Origin of the sequence: Streptomyces sp. BE20, assembly GCF_036322525.1 — a bacterium.
Lineage (GTDB): Bacteria > Actinomycetota > Actinomycetes > Streptomycetales > Streptomycetaceae > Kitasatospora.
On sequence record NZ_JAQYWW010001119.1, the window covers coordinates 1 to 16,540 of the forward strand.

Below are 16,540 nucleotides of genomic sequence, written 5' to 3' on the forward strand. Positions count from 1 at the left end.
CCTCAACCGCGACGGCGCGATCCTCCTCGTCGCCACCACCTACCGCTCCGGCCTCATGCTCCCCGGCGGCAGCGCCGAAGCCGACGAACTCCCCCACCTCGCCGCCCGCCGCCACACCGAAACCGAAACCGGCCTCGTCCTGCCCCTGCGTTCCGTCCTCGCCACCGACTACGTCGACGCCCGACACCTCCCCGAAGCCGTCAACTTCGTCTACTGGGGCGGCCGACTCACCCCCGCCCAGGAATCCACCGTCGCCCGCCACCGCCCGCCCCACACCATCACCGCCGTCCACTGGCTCCACCGCGCCCAACTCACCGACGCCATGACCCCCGACCAACACCACCGCACCACCCAGGCCCTCGACGCCCTCGCCCGAGGCGCCCACCTCCCCTTCCTCCTCCGCGGCATCCCCGCCGAATGACACCAAAACGCTCGCGCAGGGGGTCGCAGCCGGGCAGGGCGCGGGTACGGTCGAGAGACGGCTGAAGCGCCGTCGAGGGCGGCGTCCCCGGAGGTAGGCACACGGCGGAAAGGAACTGCCCGATGAACTCCGACCTGTCCCGCGCGTCTTGGTTCACGTCGTCCTACTCCACCAACGGCGGTGAATGCGTGGAGGTCTCCGTGGGCTTCCACGGGGCCGTTCCGGTGCGCGATTCCAAGGATCCCCACGGTCCGGCTCTCGTCGTCCCCGCCGACGCCTGGCACTCCTTCGTCGGCGCCGTCCGGTCCGGCGAGTTCGGCACCGTCTGACACCCGGTTCGCGCGTCGGCCCCGACCGGTGGGACCGGTCGGGGCCGACGGCTTTCAGGGTCAGGGTCGGTCGGTGGTGCCGAGGGCGTGGTCCTTGAGGAAGGCTCCCGCGTGGGCCGCGGCTTCCTCGGTGGTCGCGTACCGGGCGCCGTCGCCGGCGGTGCCCGGCGTGCCGTCCGCACCCGTTCCGGCCCACCGCCAGCCGCCGTCCGGGAGCGGTGTCAACCGGGCTGTTCCACCGAAGAGTTCGAGTGCTCGGGGCTCCGCCTTCGGGGTCTCCGGGCGGCTGACGGCCTCGGGCCACTTCTTGCGGGCGCCCTGCCGGGTGATGCCCCACACGGCGCCCAGCTGCTCGTAACTCGCACCGTAGGAACCGGCGGTGGCCGCCGCGTGGGCGGTCAGGCGCTTGACCTCGGCGTCCACCACCTTCCACGCGGCGAGGACGGAGAGCGTGACCTCCACGGGCTCCGAGGCCCACATGCGTTCCGGGGGGAGGCCGCTCTCCCGGGAACGGATGGCCGTGGCCAGGGGATTCAGCGCCTCGTAGAGGGCCTTGTCGAGTTCCGCCTGCTCTTCGGGGGTGATCTCGGGCATCGCCATGCGGTAACCATAGTTTACGAACCCCGGAATCGTAAACCAAAGTTACCGCGATGGTGGGCGGTGACTCAGCGCCGCCCCTCCACCCCCTCCGCCGCGATCCGCCGGGCCCGGTGGCCGACGGCGCGCCAGGCGCCGAAGACCGGCAGCGTCACCAGCGCCACCCCGACCGCCTGGTGGATGCGCCGGTCCACCAGGGGGACGCAGTCGTCGTCCCGGTAGTGACGGGCGGCGGCGTCGAAGAACACGGGCGAACCGCAGTGCATCGACCCGGTGCGGTGGTCCACCGAGGCGGGCAGGAAGGCGAGGCCGAGCGCCCACAGCCACCCGGCCGCCGCCGGGAGCCCCAGCGCGTACAGGCTCCAGCGGCGCGCGCGGTCGGCGTGCCGCCACGCCCGCTCCTCACGCGCCCCCGGGTGTTCGGCGATCCCCACGTGTTCCCCCGTCCCGTCGGCGCCACTGCCGGAACGAGCATCTCACCCCGGTCCAGCAGTTCAACGTCGCTCCGGTGAAAGGCGGTTCGGCTGCCGGTGGGCCGACGGGGAGGTCCGGGCGGAGGCCCGGCCGGGGTCAGGGGCCGCCGGGGGAGCCGGCCGTGCGGACCTTGCCGACGGTGCCGGACCGCGGAGTGCCGTCGACCGCCACGCAGATGCCGAAGACCCGGGCGTGGCCGGTCCAGCCGTTGACGCGGCCCCGGTTGTTGCTGATCTGGACCCGGTTCCCGGCCGGGTCCAGGGCCGACACCAGGTGCAGGTACACCGTGCCGGCGACCCGGGCGAGCACGATGTCCCCGACCTCCAGCTTCGACGGGTCGACCGGGGCGACCGTCACCGGCTGCCGACTGCGGATCAGCGGGACCATCGATGATCCGCTCGGACGGAACGAGACGGTTGCTCCCCCGGCCACCCGGCCGGCCACTGCATCCAACGCACCCATCCGGCGATCGTGGCAGGTCCGGCCCCTCAAGCCCACCGGATTTCGCACCGCCCACCCCACATGAGAAGGCGGACCGGCCGACTTCTCATGCCGGTCCTGCGGCCGGTGGCGGCCCTCTCAGCGCTGGGGGCGGATGTCGGACGGTGCGGCGATACCGAACTCGGAGGCCAGCAACTCCCTGATCCCGTCGGGTCCGTCGACCTCCTCCACGGTGGTCGTCCCGTCGGGCCGTGTGCGGGTGAGGGTGGTCGCGTCGAGGCTCAGGTGGCCCGCGGCGTGGGTGCGCTGGACGAACAGGCGGCGGAACGGCGAGCGCGGGTGGGTCGCCACGTGCCAGTTGGCGACCCCGATGTCGGTGGCGGGAGCGTGGTCGAGGGTGAAGGAGACCAACTCCTCCCACCTGTCCGCCGCGTCGGCAGCCGTGCGTGTCCTGGCCTGGAGGACCCAGACCGGTGCGGGGCCGTCCTCCTCCTCGACGACCAGGCGGTTGAACCGCCCCAGCCCCTCCCGGACCAGGCCGGGAATCATCGGCAGCGGCTCCAACAGGGAACGGGCGGAGCCGAATCCGACGTCGACCAGGTGTCGGCCGCCCTCGCCCGGCACCCGGACCGCCAGCACCATGTGGGTCCGGGGGCGGACCTCGCCGGGGCGGGCGCCGAGCCGGACCCGGCCGGTCAACCGGGTGACCTCGAAGCCCACCTGTTCCAGCACGGCGGCGAACAGGGTGTTGTGCTCGAAGCAGTAGCCGCCGCGGGAGCCTTCGACGAGTTTGGCCTGGAGGTCGGCGAGGTCCAGCGAGGGGACCGAGCCGACGACCACGTCGATGTTCTCGAACGGGATGCCGAGGACGTGCGTGTGGTGCAGGGACCGGAGGGTCACGAGGGTGGGCGCCCGCTCGCCGTCCCATCCGATACGTGCGAAGTACTTCTCCAGATCAACGGTCATACGGCCACGGTACGGACCGGGCCGGGCCCCGGCTTCCGCCTCTGGTTGCGATCTTGGTGGACCGCGCGACCTAGGACCTCCGGGATCCGCCCCTCCGGGGCCCGTCCTGGCGTGCCGCACCGGGCCCGGATCCTGTCACCCGACCGGCGCCCGAGGGCCGTTACACAGACGATGGGCGGCCGTGACACGACCGGCCGGGGACCGCGACACGGCGCTCCTAACGTCACTCACGACGCACCGGCCGCACCGGCCGGAACCAGCGTCCCGATGAAGGAGCGAACCGTATGACCAGCCGTACCCGTCGTGCTCCCGCCCGCCGCGTCCTCGCCGTCTGCGCCCTGACCGGGGCCGCCCTCCTGACCGCCTTCACCGGCGGGCAGGCGTGGGCCGACGGTTCCCCCGCGCCCGCCCCGGCCACGCCCACCGCAGTCGCCCCGGCGGCCCCGCACGCCCCGGTCACGCCCACCGTCGTCCCCCCGGGGGCTCCGGCCCCGGGTACCACGCCCACCGCGGTCCCCTCGGCGAAGGCCGGCTCCGACGGTCCGGCCGTCCCCCGGGTCACCCCGACCCACCCGCCCACGACCGGGGCGGTCGGCGGCCCGCCGCAGGTCCGTGAGGTGCCCAAGGGCGCCGCCCAGGCCGGTGACGGATCCGGCTCGGCCGGCTCCTCCGGCCTCATGCTGGCCGGCGGCGGCACCGTCGCGGCCGTCGGCGCCGCCGCACTGGGCTTCGCCCTCCTGCGCCGCCGTTCCGGTGCGCGCGGCTGACAACGGCCCCGGGCCCTCAGGGCGTCCCGTCGTCCCGGCTCCGGACACGACCGTCCGCAGCCGGGACGACGGGACGCCGTCGCCGAGCGGCGGGCCCGGGGTCGACGGAGCGGCCGGCGGCGGCCGGCATGCCGGCCGGACCGCCGGTCCGGCCGCCGCCCGCGGCCGGAGCAACCGGGGGCACCGGCGCCCCCGTTCCGACGGACCCGGTGCGGCAGGGCTGCGCCGCACCGCCTTCGGTGCGGCGGGCCTGATCTGCGTGGTCCTCGGTACCTCGATGGCGTTCAACAGCACCCGCACCCCGGTGGTGCGGGTGGAGACCTCGGCCCGCGAGGCCACCGGCCCGGCGGCCACCGCCGGGAGCGCCGGAACCGGTCCCGGAACCGGGACCGCCACCGGGGCGGCGGCCACCTTCCCGGCCACCTCCCCGACCGCCGCCCCGGGCACCTCCACGTCCGCCGCACCCCGGAAGCCCTTCGCGGCGTCCGCGCCGACCCGCCTCCTCGTCCCGGCGGCGGGCGTCGACGCCCCGGTGCCCGGCCTCGGCCTGAACGCGGACGGGACGGTCGAGGTGCCGACCGTGGCCCGGGCCGACGAGGCCGGCTGGTACCGCAACGGCCCGACGCCGGGGGAGAACGGACCCGCCGTCCTGATCGGGCACTACGACACCGCGAACGGCCCGGCGGTCTTCCACAAACTGCCGAAGCTGCGGCCCGGAGACCTGATCCAGGTGCGGCGGGAGGACGGCAGCACGGTGGACTTCCGGGTCCGTTCGCTGCTCCAGGCGGCCAAGGACCGGTTCCCGACCGAGGCGGTCTACGGTGACACGGCAGCACCCGAGCTGCGACTGATCACCTGCGGCGGCCGGATCGGCGCGGACGGCCACTGGACGGACAACATCATCGTCGTGGCGGACCTGGCCGACCCGGCGGGTCCGGCCGGCTGACGGCGCCGTCCGGCGCACCGGGACAATGATCACCACGACGGACCGGCACGCGGGCCGCCGCGCTTCGACGGCCCGCGTGCCGGCGGCGGCCGTTGCCGTCGCATCCCGCCCGGCGGCCCGCAAGCCGCCGGGCGGAACCGCCGACCGCCGCCCCGGCGACCTACCACCGGCGACCTACCACCGGGGACGAACCGGCGCATCGCCGCAGACCGGAGCGGCCGGACCAGGACCGGACCGGCCAGACCAGGAGACGAGAACCGACCGTGGCAGCACCACCTCCACCTCGCCGTGGCCGGTCCGGCGCCGCGCCACGGGCGGCCCTGGCCGCCCTCCTCGCCGTTCTCGCGCTCGCCCTGCCGGTCGGCTGCGCCGCCCCCGGCGGCCTGCGCGACCACGGGGAGGCCCAGCCGGTGACGCCGCCGCCGGTGCCGCAGCCGCTCTGGCCCGGTCTGGCCACCGTGCCGCCGCCGACCGCGCCCGCGGCCGGCACGGGCCAGGTCTCGGAGCCGCCGCCCCAGCCCGTCCCGGGCGTCACCGCCGCCGGGCAGGACATCACCTCCGTGGACGTCCACGGCCTGCTCGCGAAGGACCCAGGGGTGAGCCAGGACGAGCAGCGGGCCCTCAGCGCCTGTCCGGCCTGCGAGCTCCGCAGCGCCGAGTACCGCGACCTCACCGGTGACGGACGCCCCGAGCTGATCCTCGCCGTCGGCACGGCGGGCACCGCCGGGCCGGTGGTCCTGCACGTCTACACCCTGACCGGCGAGGGCCTCGTGCCCGTCCTGCGGGTCCAGGCGCTGGCGAGGTTCAGCGCGGAGACCGTCGGTACGGACCTGCGGCTGCACGAGTCGACCAGCGTGTGGGTCCGGACCACCAGTCACTACCGCTGGGACGGCGTGCGCCTCGCCCTGGTGGAGCAGACGAGCCAGGACCTCGGTCCCGTGCCCACGCCGTCCAGGCAGCCCACCCCGGAGCGGCAGGTGCAACCGACGGTGGGACCGGTCGTCAAACCTCCCGTGACGCCCTCCGCCCCGGGGGCGGCCCCCTCCGCCCTCACCCCGACCGCGCGGCCCACGGCGGATTCCGGTGCGGCTCCGGCCTCCCCGCGTGCCGGTGCCACTCCGCCCGTGCCGGTACCCGCCCAGCCCGTCCGTCCGACGACCCCTGCGGCTCCCCCGGAGGCCAAGCCTTGAACCGCGCAGCGCCCACCCACCCGCACATCCTGATCGTCGAGGACGACGAGGTGATCCGGGAGGCGACCCGGATGGCCCTGGAACGCTACGGCTTCCCCGTCTCCACGGCCGCGGACGGCCTGGAGGGGCTGGAGGTGTTCCACGCCGTTCGCCCCGACCTGCTGCTGCTGGACGTGATGCTGCCGTTGCTCGACGGCGTCGGCCTCTGCCGGCGGATCCGGGAGGAGAGCCAGCTGCCGATCCTGATGATGTCGGCGCGCACCGACCCGGTGGACGTGGTGTCCGGCCTGGAGGCGGGTGCGGACGACTACGTGGTCAAGCCGTTCGAGAGCGCCGTGCTGGTGGCGCGGATCCGTACCGTGCTGCGCCGGATCCGGGTCGTCCCGGTCACGGAGGCCCCGGTGGCCCCCGCCGCGCCCGTCACCGGCCCCGGCGCGTCCGTAGCCGCACCCGCCGTACCGGCAGCACCCGCCGCCGCACCCGCCGCCGCACCCCCCGCCGCACCCCCCGCCCCGGCCGCCGCCCCGGCGCCCAGGGCTGCCGTCCGCAGCTTCGACGGCATGGAGGTGGACACCGACTCCATGGAGGTCCGGGTCAACGGCCGGCTGGTCCCGCTGACCCCGACCGAACTGCGGCTGCTGCTGGAGTTCACCGCCGCGCCCGGCATCGTGCTGGAGCGGTCGAGCCTGCTGGAGCGGGTGTGGGACTACGAGTGGGGCGCCGACACCCGCGTCGTCGACGTCCACGTGCAGCGGCTGCGCGCCAAGATCGGCGGCGGGCGGATCGAGACGGTCCGCGGCTTCGGCTACAAGTTCCGGCGTCCCGAATGACGCTGCGCCGACAGATCGCGACCGCCGTCGCCGCCATCTCCGTCCTGGTCGCGGTGGCGGTCGGACTGCTGGTCCACCAGGCGATGGTCCGTCAGCACGTCGATCAGGCCCGCCGTTCGGCGCTCACCGCGCTCGACTCGGCCCTCGCTTCCTACAAGCGCGGTGAGCCGGTCGGCGGCGGCACCGCGCTGGACGACCCGGCGACGCCGGACCGGCTGCGCGCCCTCGCGGCGGCCGGCCGGCACGGCTCGCAGCTGGCGGCCGGACCGCAGGGCGGCGAGTCGATGTGGGCGGCGGGAGGCGTCCACGGCGGGGTGCTCTCCGTCCGGGTCGACTTCACGCAGGACCGGCGGGCGATCGCCGACCTGGACCGGATCATCCTGATCACCGTCGTCGCCTCGGTCTTCACGACGGTGCTGGTCGGGGTGCTGGTCGCGGACCGGATCAGCCGGCGGCTGCGGACGGCGGCGACCGCTGCCCGGGGCATCGCCGCCGGGCGCACGGACACCCGGATCGGGGAGCTGGTCGACGGACGCGACGAGGTCGCCGACCTGGCGGCGGCCGTCGACCTGATGTCGCGGGCCCTGCACCGCCGGCTGGAGGACGAGCAGCGGTTCACCGCAGACGTCGCCCACGAGCTGCGGACCCCGCTGACCGGGCTGGTCACCGCGGCCGAACTGCTGCCGCCCGGCCGCCCCACCCAGCTCGTCCGGAACCGGGTCCAGGCGCTGCGCTCATTGGTGGAGGACCTGCTGGAGGTGTCCCGGCTGGACGCGGACGCCGAGACGCCGGACCTGTCGGCCGTGCCGCTGGAACGGGCGGTGCGCCGCACCGTCACGCTCACCGGCCTGGACGTGGCGGTCGAGTTGACGGACACGGCGGCCGGCGCGTCGGTGCGCACCGACCTGCGCCGGCTGGACCGCATCCTGGGCAACCTGCTGGTGAACGCCGACCGGCACGGCGGCGGCACGGTCCGGCTGCACGTCGACGGTTCGCGGATCACCGTCCGCGACCACGGACCGGGCTTCCCGGACGAACTGCTCAGGGACGGGCCGCAGCGCTTCCGCACCAGCGTGCGCGAGCGGGGGAAGGGGCACGGCCTCGGCCTGACGATCGCCCGGGGCCACGCCCGCGTGATCGGCGCGGAGCTGACGTTCGCCAACCACCCCGACGGCGGGGCGGTGGCGACCCTGGTCCTGCCGCCGGCGACCGCACCCGACCGGGACGGGGAGCCCGAGCCCGGGCCGGCAGGGCAGCGGCAGGGGGCCTGAACCCGCCGGGTCGGCGGCCACCATCACCCCGACGGGGCGGCCCGGGGGCTCGCTGGAGTGCGCCTTCCGGCTCGGCCGCACCGGGACCCGCTAGCTGATCGTCATGGAGAACGGCACCGACCTCTACGGCCCCGCGCTCGGCATCCCCCGCCACTGAGCCGGCGGAGCCAGGGGGAACCGGGGGGAGCCCGGCGCGGTGAGGCTCGGGAGGGGCTCGGGACAGCTCCGGGAAGGGCTCCGGCAGGGCTCGGAAGAATTCTTCGCACCCACTGCAACCACTTCGCGCCCCACACGTCTTAGGTGATGTGAGGCCGGAAGGGCCACTCCCCCGCCAGGCGGGGTGAGGGCCGCTCGTGGGCGAATCAGTCCGCGTGAGCCGGTCGAGCCACTCAACGCATCCAGTCGCTGCGGCGCCGACGCTGTCCTCGGCATGCCCGCAGACCACGTGTTCCAGGGGGGAACCATGTCCAGCACCATCCCGGTCCGACGCTCACGCCGTACCCTCGCCGCCGCCGCGGCGGTCGCCGCCCTGGCCGGCTCGCCCATGCTTCCTGCGCAGGCCGCCTTCGCCGACAGCCCCGACTACGTCAAGGGCGCGAAGCTGTCCGTCCAGGCGCCGGCCGTCATCGGATTCGGCGGGCAGCCGGTGAGGTTCACCGAGAGCGTCACCAACACCGGCGAGAGGGCCACCAACTTCAAGCTCAACCTGCTGGTGACCGCTGTGGTGGGCGCGCCGCAGCACTCCCTCACGATCGACTACAAGGACCCGGCGAGCGGTGCGTGGAAGCCGATCGAGATGGCGTACCACCACGGGGAGAACGGCACCTCCTACGACGGAACGGTCAGCGGCATCACCGTGGCCGTCGGCAAGACGGTCAAGGTCGACCTGCGCATCGGCGCCCCCGTGGACCGGCCGAACGACGGCGGGAGCAACGCCGGCTTCCAGTCCCTCAAGCTGCGCTCCGCCGTGGGCTGGGGGCAGTCGGGGGTCCTGCTGGCCGAGAACTTCAGCACGATCAAGGTCGCCACCCCCACCTCTTCGCTGGCCCGCGTGCCCGCCACGGCGGTGGCCGGCGGCGCGCCGATCGAGTTCGACGCGGTCCTGTCCAACTCCACGCCGTCCTCCTACGTCGGTCTCGGCAGCGCGCTCTTCGTCGGTGACCACGCCACCGTGCAGGTGCGCAGGGCGGACGGGACGTGGACCACGCCGACGAAGGTGTCCGGCGGACTCCCGGGGGACCCGCCCGGTGTCTACCTCCAGGGCCGCGATGCCACCGTCGGCGCCGGGAAGACCACGGTGACCAAGGTGCGCGTCTCGTACGACAGGAGCACGCCGCCGGGGGTCGCGACGCTCAACCCGTGCCTCTTCGTCAGTGCGGGCTCCCCGTTCCGCGGAACCGCCCGGTGCGGCAAGGCGGCCACCGTCAAGGTCGTCGCCCCGGGCGCGGGCACCTCCGGCGCGGGCACCTCCACCCCGGCGCCGACCAAGTCCCCGACCAAGGCGCCTGCCAAGTCCCCGACCAAGGCGCCTGCCAAGTCGGCCACCCCGGCTCCGGGCAAGGCGGCGCCCGCCAAGCCCGCCACCCCGGCCCCGGGCAAGGAAGCCCCGGGCAAGGACGTCTCGGTGAAGAGCCCGGCGCCGACCGCCTCCGCGTCCCCCACCGCGGCTGCCGCCGCTCCGGGGACCGCCGCCCCGACCGCGCCGGTCGACGGTGAACTCGCCGCCACCGGCTCCGGGTCCACCCTGGTCCCGGCTGCCGCCGCCACGGCGCTCGCCGCGGTCGGCGCCGGTGCGCTGCTCCTCGCCCGCCGTCTGCGCCGCCGGGCCTGAGCCGCCGGCCGACCCGTGCCCGCCCCGTCACCGACGGGCGGGCACGGGCCTTCGAGGGGCCGGCGGAGCGGCCCGGTGCACCCGGATCGCCGGGATCGCGGCGTGGGGGAGCGGTGGAGGCGGCGCGTCAGACCGTGTCGAGTGACGGTGCGTCGAGTGACGGTGCGAGGAGGGCGAAGGCCCGGTCGGTCAGGGCGGTCGGATCCGCGGTGCCGTCGCTCTCGCTCCAGCGCTCCAGTACCGCGCCGAAGGCGGTGAGCGCCATCCCCGCGGCGAGGCGCGGGTAGAGGTCGGTGCGGGCGTCGAGTCCGAGCCGTACCGCCAGCTCCTCCGTCAACTCGTCGCGCCAGTGGTCCTGGTGTTCCAGGAGCCGGGCGAGCAGGGCCGGCGTGCGCAGGATCAGCTGGACGACCCGCAGCGCCCGGTCCCCGCGGTCGCCGCAGTGGGCGAGCGGGGCGCCGACCGCCGCGCGCAGCGCCGCCGAGGGGCGTTCGTCGGCCGGTCGGGCCGCCAGGCCCTCGCGGATGCCGGTGCCCAGATCGGCCAGGAACCGGACGACCACGTCCTCCTTGGACGCGAAGTACCGGAAGAACGTCCGCTTGGACACGCCGGCGTCGGTCGCGATGTCGTCCACGGTGACGGCGTCGAACCCCCGGGCCGTCAGCAGCTGGAACGCGGCCTCGGTGAGCTCGTCCACGACGAGCTGCCGCTTGCGCTGGGCCAGGCTGACGGCGGGGCGGGAGGTCATGCCGTGATGGTACGGCATGTCACCGACGGCACCAAGGCGCGATCCGTTACCAAGTGACTTAATGACATCAGGGCGCGTCTTGACACTCGGTGACACCGAAGCCAGCATGTGTCACATGACAGGGGAACCGGAAGGACGTCCGGAGTCGGTGTCGGAGCGGCCGAGGCCGCCGCAGCAGCAAGGGCGGTGGGGCGCCGTGGACATCCCGGACCAGACCGGCCGGGTCTTCGTGGTCACCGGAGCCAACGGCGGTCTCGGGCTGGCGACCACCAGGGCACTGGTCCGCAGGGGAGGGCACGTCGTCCTCGCCGTGCGGGACGAGGAGAAGGGGCGCAGGGCGGCGGACGCGGTCGTCGCCGGTCTGCTCGCCGAGAGCGCGGACACCCCCGACACGGCTTGGGACGTCACCGACACCCGGGCACTGGAGGCCCGGCTCGAAGTCCGCCGCCTCGACCTGGCCGACCTCGACGCCGTCCGGGCCTTCGCCCGGGGGCTGCGCGCCGACCGTCCGAGACTGGACGTGCTCGTCAACAACGCGGGCGTGATGGCCCCGCCCCGGACGCTCAGTGCCCAGGGCCACGAGCTGCAGTTCGCCGCCAACCACCTCGGCCACTTCGCGCTCACCGGGCTGCTGCTCGGCGCGCTGGCGGCAGCGCCCGACCCCCGCGTGGTCACCGTCAGCTCGGTCAACCACCGCAAGGGGCGCATCCGCTTCGACGACCTCGACGGTGCCCGCGCCTACGCGCCGATGGCGTTCTACGACCAGTCGAAGTTCGCCAACGCGGTGCACGCCCGGGAACTGCACCGGAGGCTGGTCGCCGCAGGCAGCCCGGTCCGCAGCCTGCTGGCCCACCCCGGCTACGCCGCCACCGGTCTCCAGACCGGCGCGCCGACCGGCCTCGTCCGGCTGCTCTTCGGCCGGATCCTCCGGCCGCTCGCCCAGACGGCGGCCGACGGCGCACTGCCGCAGCTGTACGCGGCGACCGCCCCGGACGTGCGGGGCGGTGAGTTCCTCGGCCCGGACGGGCGCGGCGAGCTGCGCGGCGCCCCGGTCCGCGTCCCGTTGGCCCCGGCGGCGGCCGATCCCGGGACCGGCCGCCGCCTCTGGGCGCTGTCGGAGGAACTGACCGGGGTGCGGTACGGGCTTCCGGCCTGACCGCGCCGCCGCCCGGTCCGTCAGGCGGGCTGCGCCACCGTCACCGCCGGCTCGTGCCGGACCGGGAAGTTCACCGAGTTGGCGATGTAGCAGGCCCGGTGCGCGTCGGCGTGCAGGGCGAGTGCCTTCTCCGTCATCCCCTTCTCGGCGACCTCGACCCGGGGGTGCAGCACCGCCTCGGTGAAGTGGCCTCCTTCGGCGGTCTCGGCCATCGTGCCGGTCGGGCGGTCGGTGTACGCGGTGACCACGACGCCGTTCACCGCGCACAGGTGCAGGTACCAGAGCAGGTGGCACTGGGAGATCGAGGCGAGGAGCAGCTGCTCGGGGTTCCACCGGGTCGGGTCGCCCCGGAAGGCGGGGTCGGAGGAGCCGGGGATGGGCGGGCGCCCGTCCGCCGCGACCTCGTGGTCCCGGCGGTAGGAGCGGTAGTCGCTGGTGCCGGTGCCCTGGTTGCCGGTCCAGGTGATCTCGGCGGTGTAGGTGTGCAGCTTGGCCATCGGGTGCCTCTCCGAGCGGAGGTCGGTGGGGATTCCGGCACCCAGTCAACAACAGCCCCCGGCGGTCCCGTTCGGCAGGGACCCGCGACCGCGGGCCGGTGACCCGTCGCCCGGCCCGGACGCGCGGTCCCCGGGCCGGGGTCCGGCCGGCCGTGTGCGCCGGACCCCGGCCGTGATCGCCGCCGCTGCCCGGTCCGGCCTCACCTCTCGCGCCGGGCGCGGCTCCGCCGGAGCCACCGTCGGAGCCGCGCGGGCGGCGCGTCGGGCGGGGGCGGCGATCACTTGGTGCGGCAGTGGTCCTCCTGATCGGTCCTCCGGACGGGTGCGCGCGGGTGCGCGCGGCCACGGCCTCACTCGACGGTGACGTCCACCTCCATCCGGTCCGCCCCGGGTGCGCCGGAGACGGCGAGGGTGACGCCGCTCCAGGTCCCGTCGGGCAGGTCCAGCGGCGGCTTGGTGTTCTCCCCGATGCTGGAGTTGTCGAGCGACGGGTAGAGGTCGTCCGCGTCGCCGCGTTCGTCCGCGCCGAAGATCTTCGCCAGGTCACGCCGGCCGTCGGCCTGGAGGAGCTCGATGGCGAGCCGGCGCTCGTCGTTGACGTTGTCGATGGCCTCGTCGACGACGTAGGCCGCGATGCCCTCGTCGGGCAGGAACTCGTCCTGGCCGCTCTGGCGGCGGTACTCGACGACGATGTACTGGCTCTCCCGCATCCGCCCCGGGTTCGGGTTGCGGACGAACAGCGAGTCGCCGCCCTCGGCGACGGGCCGCAGGGAGATGCCCGCGGTGGTGCCGTCGATCTCCTGCGGGGTGGCCCAGCCGTGGAACATCCGGAGCATGCTGTTCGGGTAGACCGGGGTGGTGCCCTTGTTGCCCCAGGAGCCGCCTGCCATCAGGCAGTAGTTCCCGAGCCCGTTGGAGACGGTGGTGGTGACGCGTCCGGTGTCGTAGAAGTCGGCCCAGCGGGCGGCCAGGTGACCCCATTCGTGGGCGCAGACGCCGACCTTGCAGTCCTCGGGGACGGTCAGGAACGTCTGCACCCGCAGGTTCGGTGCGACCTTCACCCCGTTCTCGCCGGGCGGGTTCCACTTGAGGCTCCACAGGTTGCCCGGCTGGTCGGACTCCCGGAGCTCCTCAGCCCCGCGGCCCGCGTGGACGATGAACAGCGCGGTGACGAGGCCCTCGTCGAGGGCGTCGAAGCCGCCGGTGAAGTCGATGCCCTCCCGGAGCGCGATGTCGAGGGTGTCCGCGGCCATGCCCTGGGCGTTGCCGGGCGGGTCGCCCATGCCGGACCGGTTGTCGGCGTAGAAGGAGAGCGGGTGCGGCAGGCGGAACCAGCCGTGCACCTCGCCCTGGACGTCGATGCCGTGCGCGGTCGGGCGGGCGGGGTCGAAGCCGCTGATCCGCCGGTAGTAGTCGCGCATCGAGCCGGTGGCGAAGGTGTCCGGGCCGAAGAGCAGCTGCTCGAAGTGTTCGACGGTGTGGGCGGGGTCGTGCGGCCGGTCGGGGAAGTCGACCAGGAGGACGAGGGTGCGGATCTCGCCCTTGAGCTTCCTGGACGGACGGGTGATCAACTGGGCCCCGGTGCTGGGACCGGGGCGGACGGCCCCGTCGTCGAGGCCGATGAGGTTCTCGCCGCGGCGCTGGGAGCGCCAGACGAAGTAGTACTGCTCGAAGGTGATGTCCCGCGGCAGGCGGCGGGTCCTGATCAGCTCCCGGTAGTGGGCACGGAGAGCGGCGAGGGCGTCGGGTGACATCGGCACCGGGCAGGGGCGGTGGTCGTCGAGGGAGTGGTGGGGGCGGTGATGCAGCGGGGTTAAGGTGTGACGCATAGTGACGGCTCCTTAGAGCCTGTTCACCCCGCGGGGGCGTGTTCGGCGCCCCGCCGAGTGGGCGGTCGCCGGCAATCGGTCGGCTCGCCGAGTGGGTCGGGTCTGGCCGGTACCGGTCGCGAATGGGGCGATATGCGGTTATCAGTCCCTATTTTGACGCCCCGGGCGGTGAAAGCACCAGGGTCGAAGGGGGGTCGGTTCCCCTCAGTTCGCCCGGTGGGCCGCTGCGGCGGCCGCCAACGAGGCGGCGAGCTGCGGAGATCCCGCCCAGTGCAGATGCAGATACGAAGCGTGAACGTTTCCGGCCGCGAACCCCTCCGTGCGCGGGCCGGTCGGCAACCGCCAGCCCCAGGCGGCCCGTTCGCCGGCCCCCGGCTCGCAGACGGTCCGGTGGAACTCGTGCCCGCGCACCCGGGTGCCGGTCGGTGCCAGCGGCGAGTCGTGCAGCGCCACCGCCTCCCGGTACCCGAGGGTCAGCCGCTCGGTCATCCGGGCCGAGGTGTCCAGCACGCCGCACATCGGCAGGCCGTCCAACTCGCGGCCGAGGTAGAGCAGTCCGGCGCACTCGGCGGCGACCGGCCCGCCCGAGGCGGCGAACGCGGCGATCGCGGAACGGAGTTGCCCGTTCGCGCTGAGTTCCCGGACGTACAGCTCGGGGAACCCGCCGCCGATGACCAGGCCCGCCGTGCCCTCCGGCAGCCCGTCGGCGTGCAGCGGGTCGAACGGGACCACCTCGGCGCCGGCGGCGGTCAGCAGCTCGGTGTTCTCCGCGTACGAGAAGGAGAACGCGGCGCCGCCGGCCACCGCGATCCGCGGCGCCCCGGCCCGGGGCGCCCCCGCCCGCGGCGCCCCGGCCACCGGAAAGCCCGCCGCCACGAGCTCGGCCATCTCCGCGGCGGGGTCCCACGGCTCGGCGTCCAGCGGCGGCGCGGTCCGCGCCAACGCCAGCACCGCGTCCAGGTCCACCGAGGCGGCGACCAGCTCGCCCATGTCGGCGACCGCCCGGAGTGCCTCCGCCGAGCGCTCCACGGCCGGGATCAGGCCGAGGTGGCGGGACGGCGTGGCGACCGCCGCCGAGCGCCGGACCGAGCCCAGCACCGGCACGCCCGAGCCCTCCTCCAGGGCCTCGCGCAGCAGCTGCTCGTGCCGGTCGGAGGCGACCCGGTTGAGGATCACCCCGGCCAGTCGGACCTCCGGGTCCCAGGACGCGAAGCCGTGCACCAGCGCGGCCACCGACCGGGACTGCGACGAGGCGTCCACCACCAGCACCACCGGTGCCCGCAGCAGCTTGGCGACGTGCGCGGTGGACGCCAGCTCGCCGCGCCCCGAGGCGCCGTCGTACAGGCCCATCACGCCCTCGACCACCGCCACGTCCGCACCGGCCGCGCCGTGCAGGAAGAGCGGCGCGATCCGTTCCGGCCCGCACATGAACGCGTCCAGGTTGCGGCCCGGCCGCCCGGCCGCCAGCCCGTGGTAGCCCGGGTCGATGTAGTCCGGGCCGACCTTGTGGGGGGAGACGGCAAGCCCGCGCGCGGCGAGTGCCGCGATCAGGCCGGTGGCGACGGTGGTCTTGCCGGCGCCGGAGGACGGCGCCGCGACGACGAGACGGGGGATGTTCACGTTCAGGGTTTCCGGTCTACCACTCGATACCGCGCTGGCCCTTGCGGCCGGCGTCCATGGGGTGCTTGACCTTGGTCATCTCGGTGACCAGGTCGGCGAAGCCGGTGAGCGCCTCGGGCGCGTACCGGCCGGTGACGACGACGTGCTGGCTGCCCGGACGGTCCTTCAGGACGGCCACCACCTCCTCCGGGTCCACCCAGCCCCAGTGCATCGGGTAGGTGAACTCGTCCAGCACGTAGAAGCGGTAGGTCTCGGCGGCGAGGTCGCGCTTGACCTGCTCCCAGCCCTCCTTGGCCGCCGCCTCGCTGTCCATCTCCATCTCGGAGGAGCGCTGGATCCAGGACCAGCCGGAGCCCATCTTGTGCCAGTCGACCGTGCCGCCCTCGCCGGAGGCGCCGAGCACGCGCAACGCGTTCTCCTCGCCGACCTTCCACTTGGCGGACTTCACGAACTGGAACACCCCGACCGACCAGCCCTGGTTCCAGGCGCGCAGCGCCATGCCGAAGGCCGCGGTGGACTTGCCCTTGCCGGGGCCGGTGTGGACGGCGGTGATCGGCATCGTACGGCGCTGGCGGGTCGTCAGGCCGTCGTCGGGGACACTCTCGGGAACACCCTTGGGCATGTCGG

18 protein-coding genes are annotated in these 16,540 nt (G+C 74.6%); 9 read left to right on the forward strand and 9 right to left on the reverse strand.

Annotated elements, in window-relative coordinates:
* The coding region (locus PUR61_RS33990; protein ID WP_329883377.1) for an NUDIX hydrolase at positions 1–421 on the forward strand (421 nt) is incomplete at its 5' end.
* Between the two features lie 122 nt (positions 422–543).
* Complete coding sequence (locus PUR61_RS33995) at positions 544–750, forward strand: DUF397 domain-containing protein (protein ID WP_329883378.1); 207 nt, start codon at positions 544–546, stop codon at positions 748–750.
* A 60-nt stretch (positions 751–810) separates the two neighbouring features.
* On the opposite strand, the gene PUR61_RS34000 is transcribed toward PUR61_RS33995, so the two are convergent.
* The 4 genes from PUR61_RS34000 to PUR61_RS34015 all read right to left on the reverse strand — a co-directional run bounded on the left by PUR61_RS34000 (position 811) and on the right by PUR61_RS34015 (position 3,228).
* Positions 811–1,350, reverse strand: coding sequence for a hypothetical protein (locus PUR61_RS34000; protein ID WP_329883379.1), 540 nt, complete (start codon positions 1,348–1,350; stop codon positions 811–813).
* 65 nt (positions 1,351–1,415) lie between these two features.
* Positions 1,416–1,781 (reverse strand): hypothetical protein, encoded by a 366-nt coding sequence (locus tag PUR61_RS34005; RefSeq protein WP_329883380.1) that lies wholly within the window; start codon positions 1,779–1,781, stop codon positions 1,416–1,418.
* Positions 1,782–1,917: 136 nt separating this feature from the next.
* Entirely contained in the window at positions 1,918–2,283 is a 366-nt protein-coding gene (locus PUR61_RS34010) for a S26 family signal peptidase (protein WP_329883381.1), read from the reverse strand.
* A gap of 117 nt (positions 2,284–2,400) precedes the next feature.
* Entirely contained in the window at positions 2,401–3,228 is an 828-nt protein-coding gene (locus tag PUR61_RS34015) for an arylamine N-acetyltransferase family protein (RefSeq protein ID WP_329883382.1), read from the reverse strand.
* 284 nt (positions 3,229–3,512) lie between these two features.
* Here PUR61_RS34015 and PUR61_RS34020 point away from each other — a divergent pair, with 284 nt between their 5' ends.
* From PUR61_RS34020 to PUR61_RS34045, 6 genes are all read left to right on the forward strand, one after another.
* Positions 3,513–3,995 (forward strand): hypothetical protein, encoded by a 483-nt coding sequence (locus PUR61_RS34020; RefSeq protein WP_329883383.1) that lies wholly within the window; start codon positions 3,513–3,515, stop codon positions 3,993–3,995.
* A gap of 277 nt (positions 3,996–4,272) precedes the next feature.
* Complete coding sequence (locus PUR61_RS34025) at positions 4,273–4,941, forward strand: class F sortase (protein ID WP_329883384.1); 669 nt, start codon at positions 4,273–4,275, stop codon at positions 4,939–4,941.
* 263 nt (positions 4,942–5,204) lie between these two features.
* Positions 5,205–6,131 (forward strand): hypothetical protein, encoded by a 927-nt coding sequence (locus PUR61_RS34030; protein WP_329883385.1) that lies wholly within the window; start codon positions 5,205–5,207, stop codon positions 6,129–6,131.
* A 71-nt stretch (positions 6,132–6,202) separates the two neighbouring features.
* Positions 6,203–6,961: a response regulator transcription factor gene (locus PUR61_RS34035; RefSeq protein WP_329883462.1), complete on the forward strand. Its 759-nt coding sequence runs from the start codon at positions 6,203–6,205 to the stop codon at positions 6,959–6,961.
* A complete protein-coding gene (locus PUR61_RS34040) occupies positions 6,958–8,232 on the forward strand; it encodes a sensor histidine kinase (protein WP_329883386.1) in 1,275 nt (424 codons plus the stop codon). The genes PUR61_RS34035 and PUR61_RS34040 overlap by 4 nt, the downstream gene beginning before the upstream one ends.
* A gap of 463 nt (positions 8,233–8,695) precedes the next feature.
* On the forward strand, positions 8,696–10,063 hold the full coding sequence (locus tag PUR61_RS34045; protein ID WP_329883387.1) for a hypothetical protein: 1,368 nt from the start codon (positions 8,696–8,698) through the stop codon (positions 10,061–10,063).
* Positions 10,064–10,190: 127 nt separating this feature from the next.
* Here PUR61_RS34045 and PUR61_RS34050 read toward each other — a convergent pair whose 3' ends face one another.
* A complete protein-coding gene (locus PUR61_RS34050; protein WP_329883388.1) occupies positions 10,191–10,811 on the reverse strand; it encodes an acyl-CoA-like ligand-binding transcription factor in 621 nt (206 codons plus the stop codon).
* Between the two features lie 115 nt (positions 10,812–10,926).
* On the opposite strand from PUR61_RS34050, the gene PUR61_RS34055 reads away from it, so the two are divergent.
* On the forward strand, positions 10,927–11,967 hold the full coding sequence (locus PUR61_RS34055; RefSeq protein WP_329883389.1) for an oxidoreductase: 1,041 nt from the start codon (positions 10,927–10,929) through the stop codon (positions 11,965–11,967).
* Positions 11,968–11,987: 20 nt separating this feature from the next.
* On the opposite strand, the gene PUR61_RS34060 is transcribed toward PUR61_RS34055, so the two are convergent.
* The 4 genes from PUR61_RS34060 to cobO all read right to left on the reverse strand — a co-directional run bounded on the left by PUR61_RS34060 (position 11,988) and on the right by cobO (position 16,535).
* The gene (locus PUR61_RS34060) at positions 11,988–12,464 is read right to left on the reverse strand and encodes an OsmC family protein (protein WP_329883390.1); all 477 of its coding nucleotides are present in this window, start codon (positions 12,462–12,464) and stop codon (positions 11,988–11,990) included.
* Between the two features lie 350 nt (positions 12,465–12,814).
* Positions 12,815–14,293, reverse strand: a complete 1,479-nt coding sequence (locus PUR61_RS34065) for a M6 family metalloprotease domain-containing protein (RefSeq protein WP_329883391.1) — start codon at positions 14,291–14,293, stop codon at positions 12,815–12,817.
* Positions 14,294–14,497: 204 nt separating this feature from the next.
* Positions 14,498–15,913, reverse strand: a complete 1,416-nt coding sequence (locus PUR61_RS34070) for a cobyrinate a,c-diamide synthase (RefSeq protein ID WP_329883392.1) — start codon at positions 15,911–15,913, stop codon at positions 14,498–14,500.
* Between the two features lie 16 nt (positions 15,914–15,929).
* Positions 15,930–16,535, reverse strand: coding sequence for a cob(I)yrinic acid a,c-diamide adenosyltransferase (gene cobO, locus PUR61_RS34075; protein ID WP_329883393.1), 606 nt, complete (start codon positions 16,533–16,535; stop codon positions 15,930–15,932).
* Between the last annotated feature and the right edge of the window lie 5 nt (positions 16,536–16,540).

Excerpts from the sequence above, each read along its gene's own strand:
- PUR61_RS33995 (WP_329883378.1), top strand. The coding sequence starts at position 544 with ATGAACTCCGACCTGTCCCGCGCGTCTTGGTTCACGTCGTCCTACTCC.
- PUR61_RS34000 (WP_329883379.1), bottom strand. The coding sequence starts at position 1,350 with ATGGCGATGCCCGAGATCACCCCCGAAGAGCAGGCGGAACTCGACAAG.
- PUR61_RS34010 (WP_329883381.1), bottom strand. The coding sequence starts at position 2,283 with ATGGGTGCGTTGGATGCAGTGGCCGGCCGGGTGGCCGGGGGAGCAACC.
- PUR61_RS34015 (WP_329883382.1), bottom strand. The coding sequence starts at position 3,228 with ATGACCGTTGATCTGGAGAAGTACTTCGCACGTATCGGATGGGACGGC.
- PUR61_RS34020 (WP_329883383.1), top strand. The coding sequence starts at position 3,513 with ATGACCAGCCGTACCCGTCGTGCTCCCGCCCGCCGCGTCCTCGCCGTC.
- PUR61_RS34025 (WP_329883384.1), top strand. The coding sequence starts at position 4,273 with ATGGCGTTCAACAGCACCCGCACCCCGGTGGTGCGGGTGGAGACCTCG.
- PUR61_RS34035 (WP_329883462.1), top strand. The coding sequence starts at position 6,203 with ATGGCCCTGGAACGCTACGGCTTCCCCGTCTCCACGGCCGCGGACGGC.
- PUR61_RS34040 (WP_329883386.1), top strand. The coding sequence starts at position 6,958 with ATGACGCTGCGCCGACAGATCGCGACCGCCGTCGCCGCCATCTCCGTC.
- PUR61_RS34045 (WP_329883387.1), top strand. The coding sequence starts at position 8,696 with ATGTCCAGCACCATCCCGGTCCGACGCTCACGCCGTACCCTCGCCGCC.
- PUR61_RS34050 (WP_329883388.1), bottom strand. The coding sequence starts at position 10,811 with ATGACCTCCCGCCCCGCCGTCAGCCTGGCCCAGCGCAAGCGGCAGCTC.
- PUR61_RS34055 (WP_329883389.1), top strand. The coding sequence starts at position 10,927 with ATGACAGGGGAACCGGAAGGACGTCCGGAGTCGGTGTCGGAGCGGCCG.
- PUR61_RS34060 (WP_329883390.1), bottom strand. The coding sequence starts at position 12,464 with ATGGCCAAGCTGCACACCTACACCGCCGAGATCACCTGGACCGGCAAC.
- PUR61_RS34065 (WP_329883391.1), bottom strand. The coding sequence starts at position 14,293 with ATGCGTCACACCTTAACCCCGCTGCATCACCGCCCCCACCACTCCCTC.
- cobO (WP_329883393.1), bottom strand. The coding sequence starts at position 16,535 with ATGCCCAAGGGTGTTCCCGAGAGTGTCCCCGACGACGGCCTGACGACC.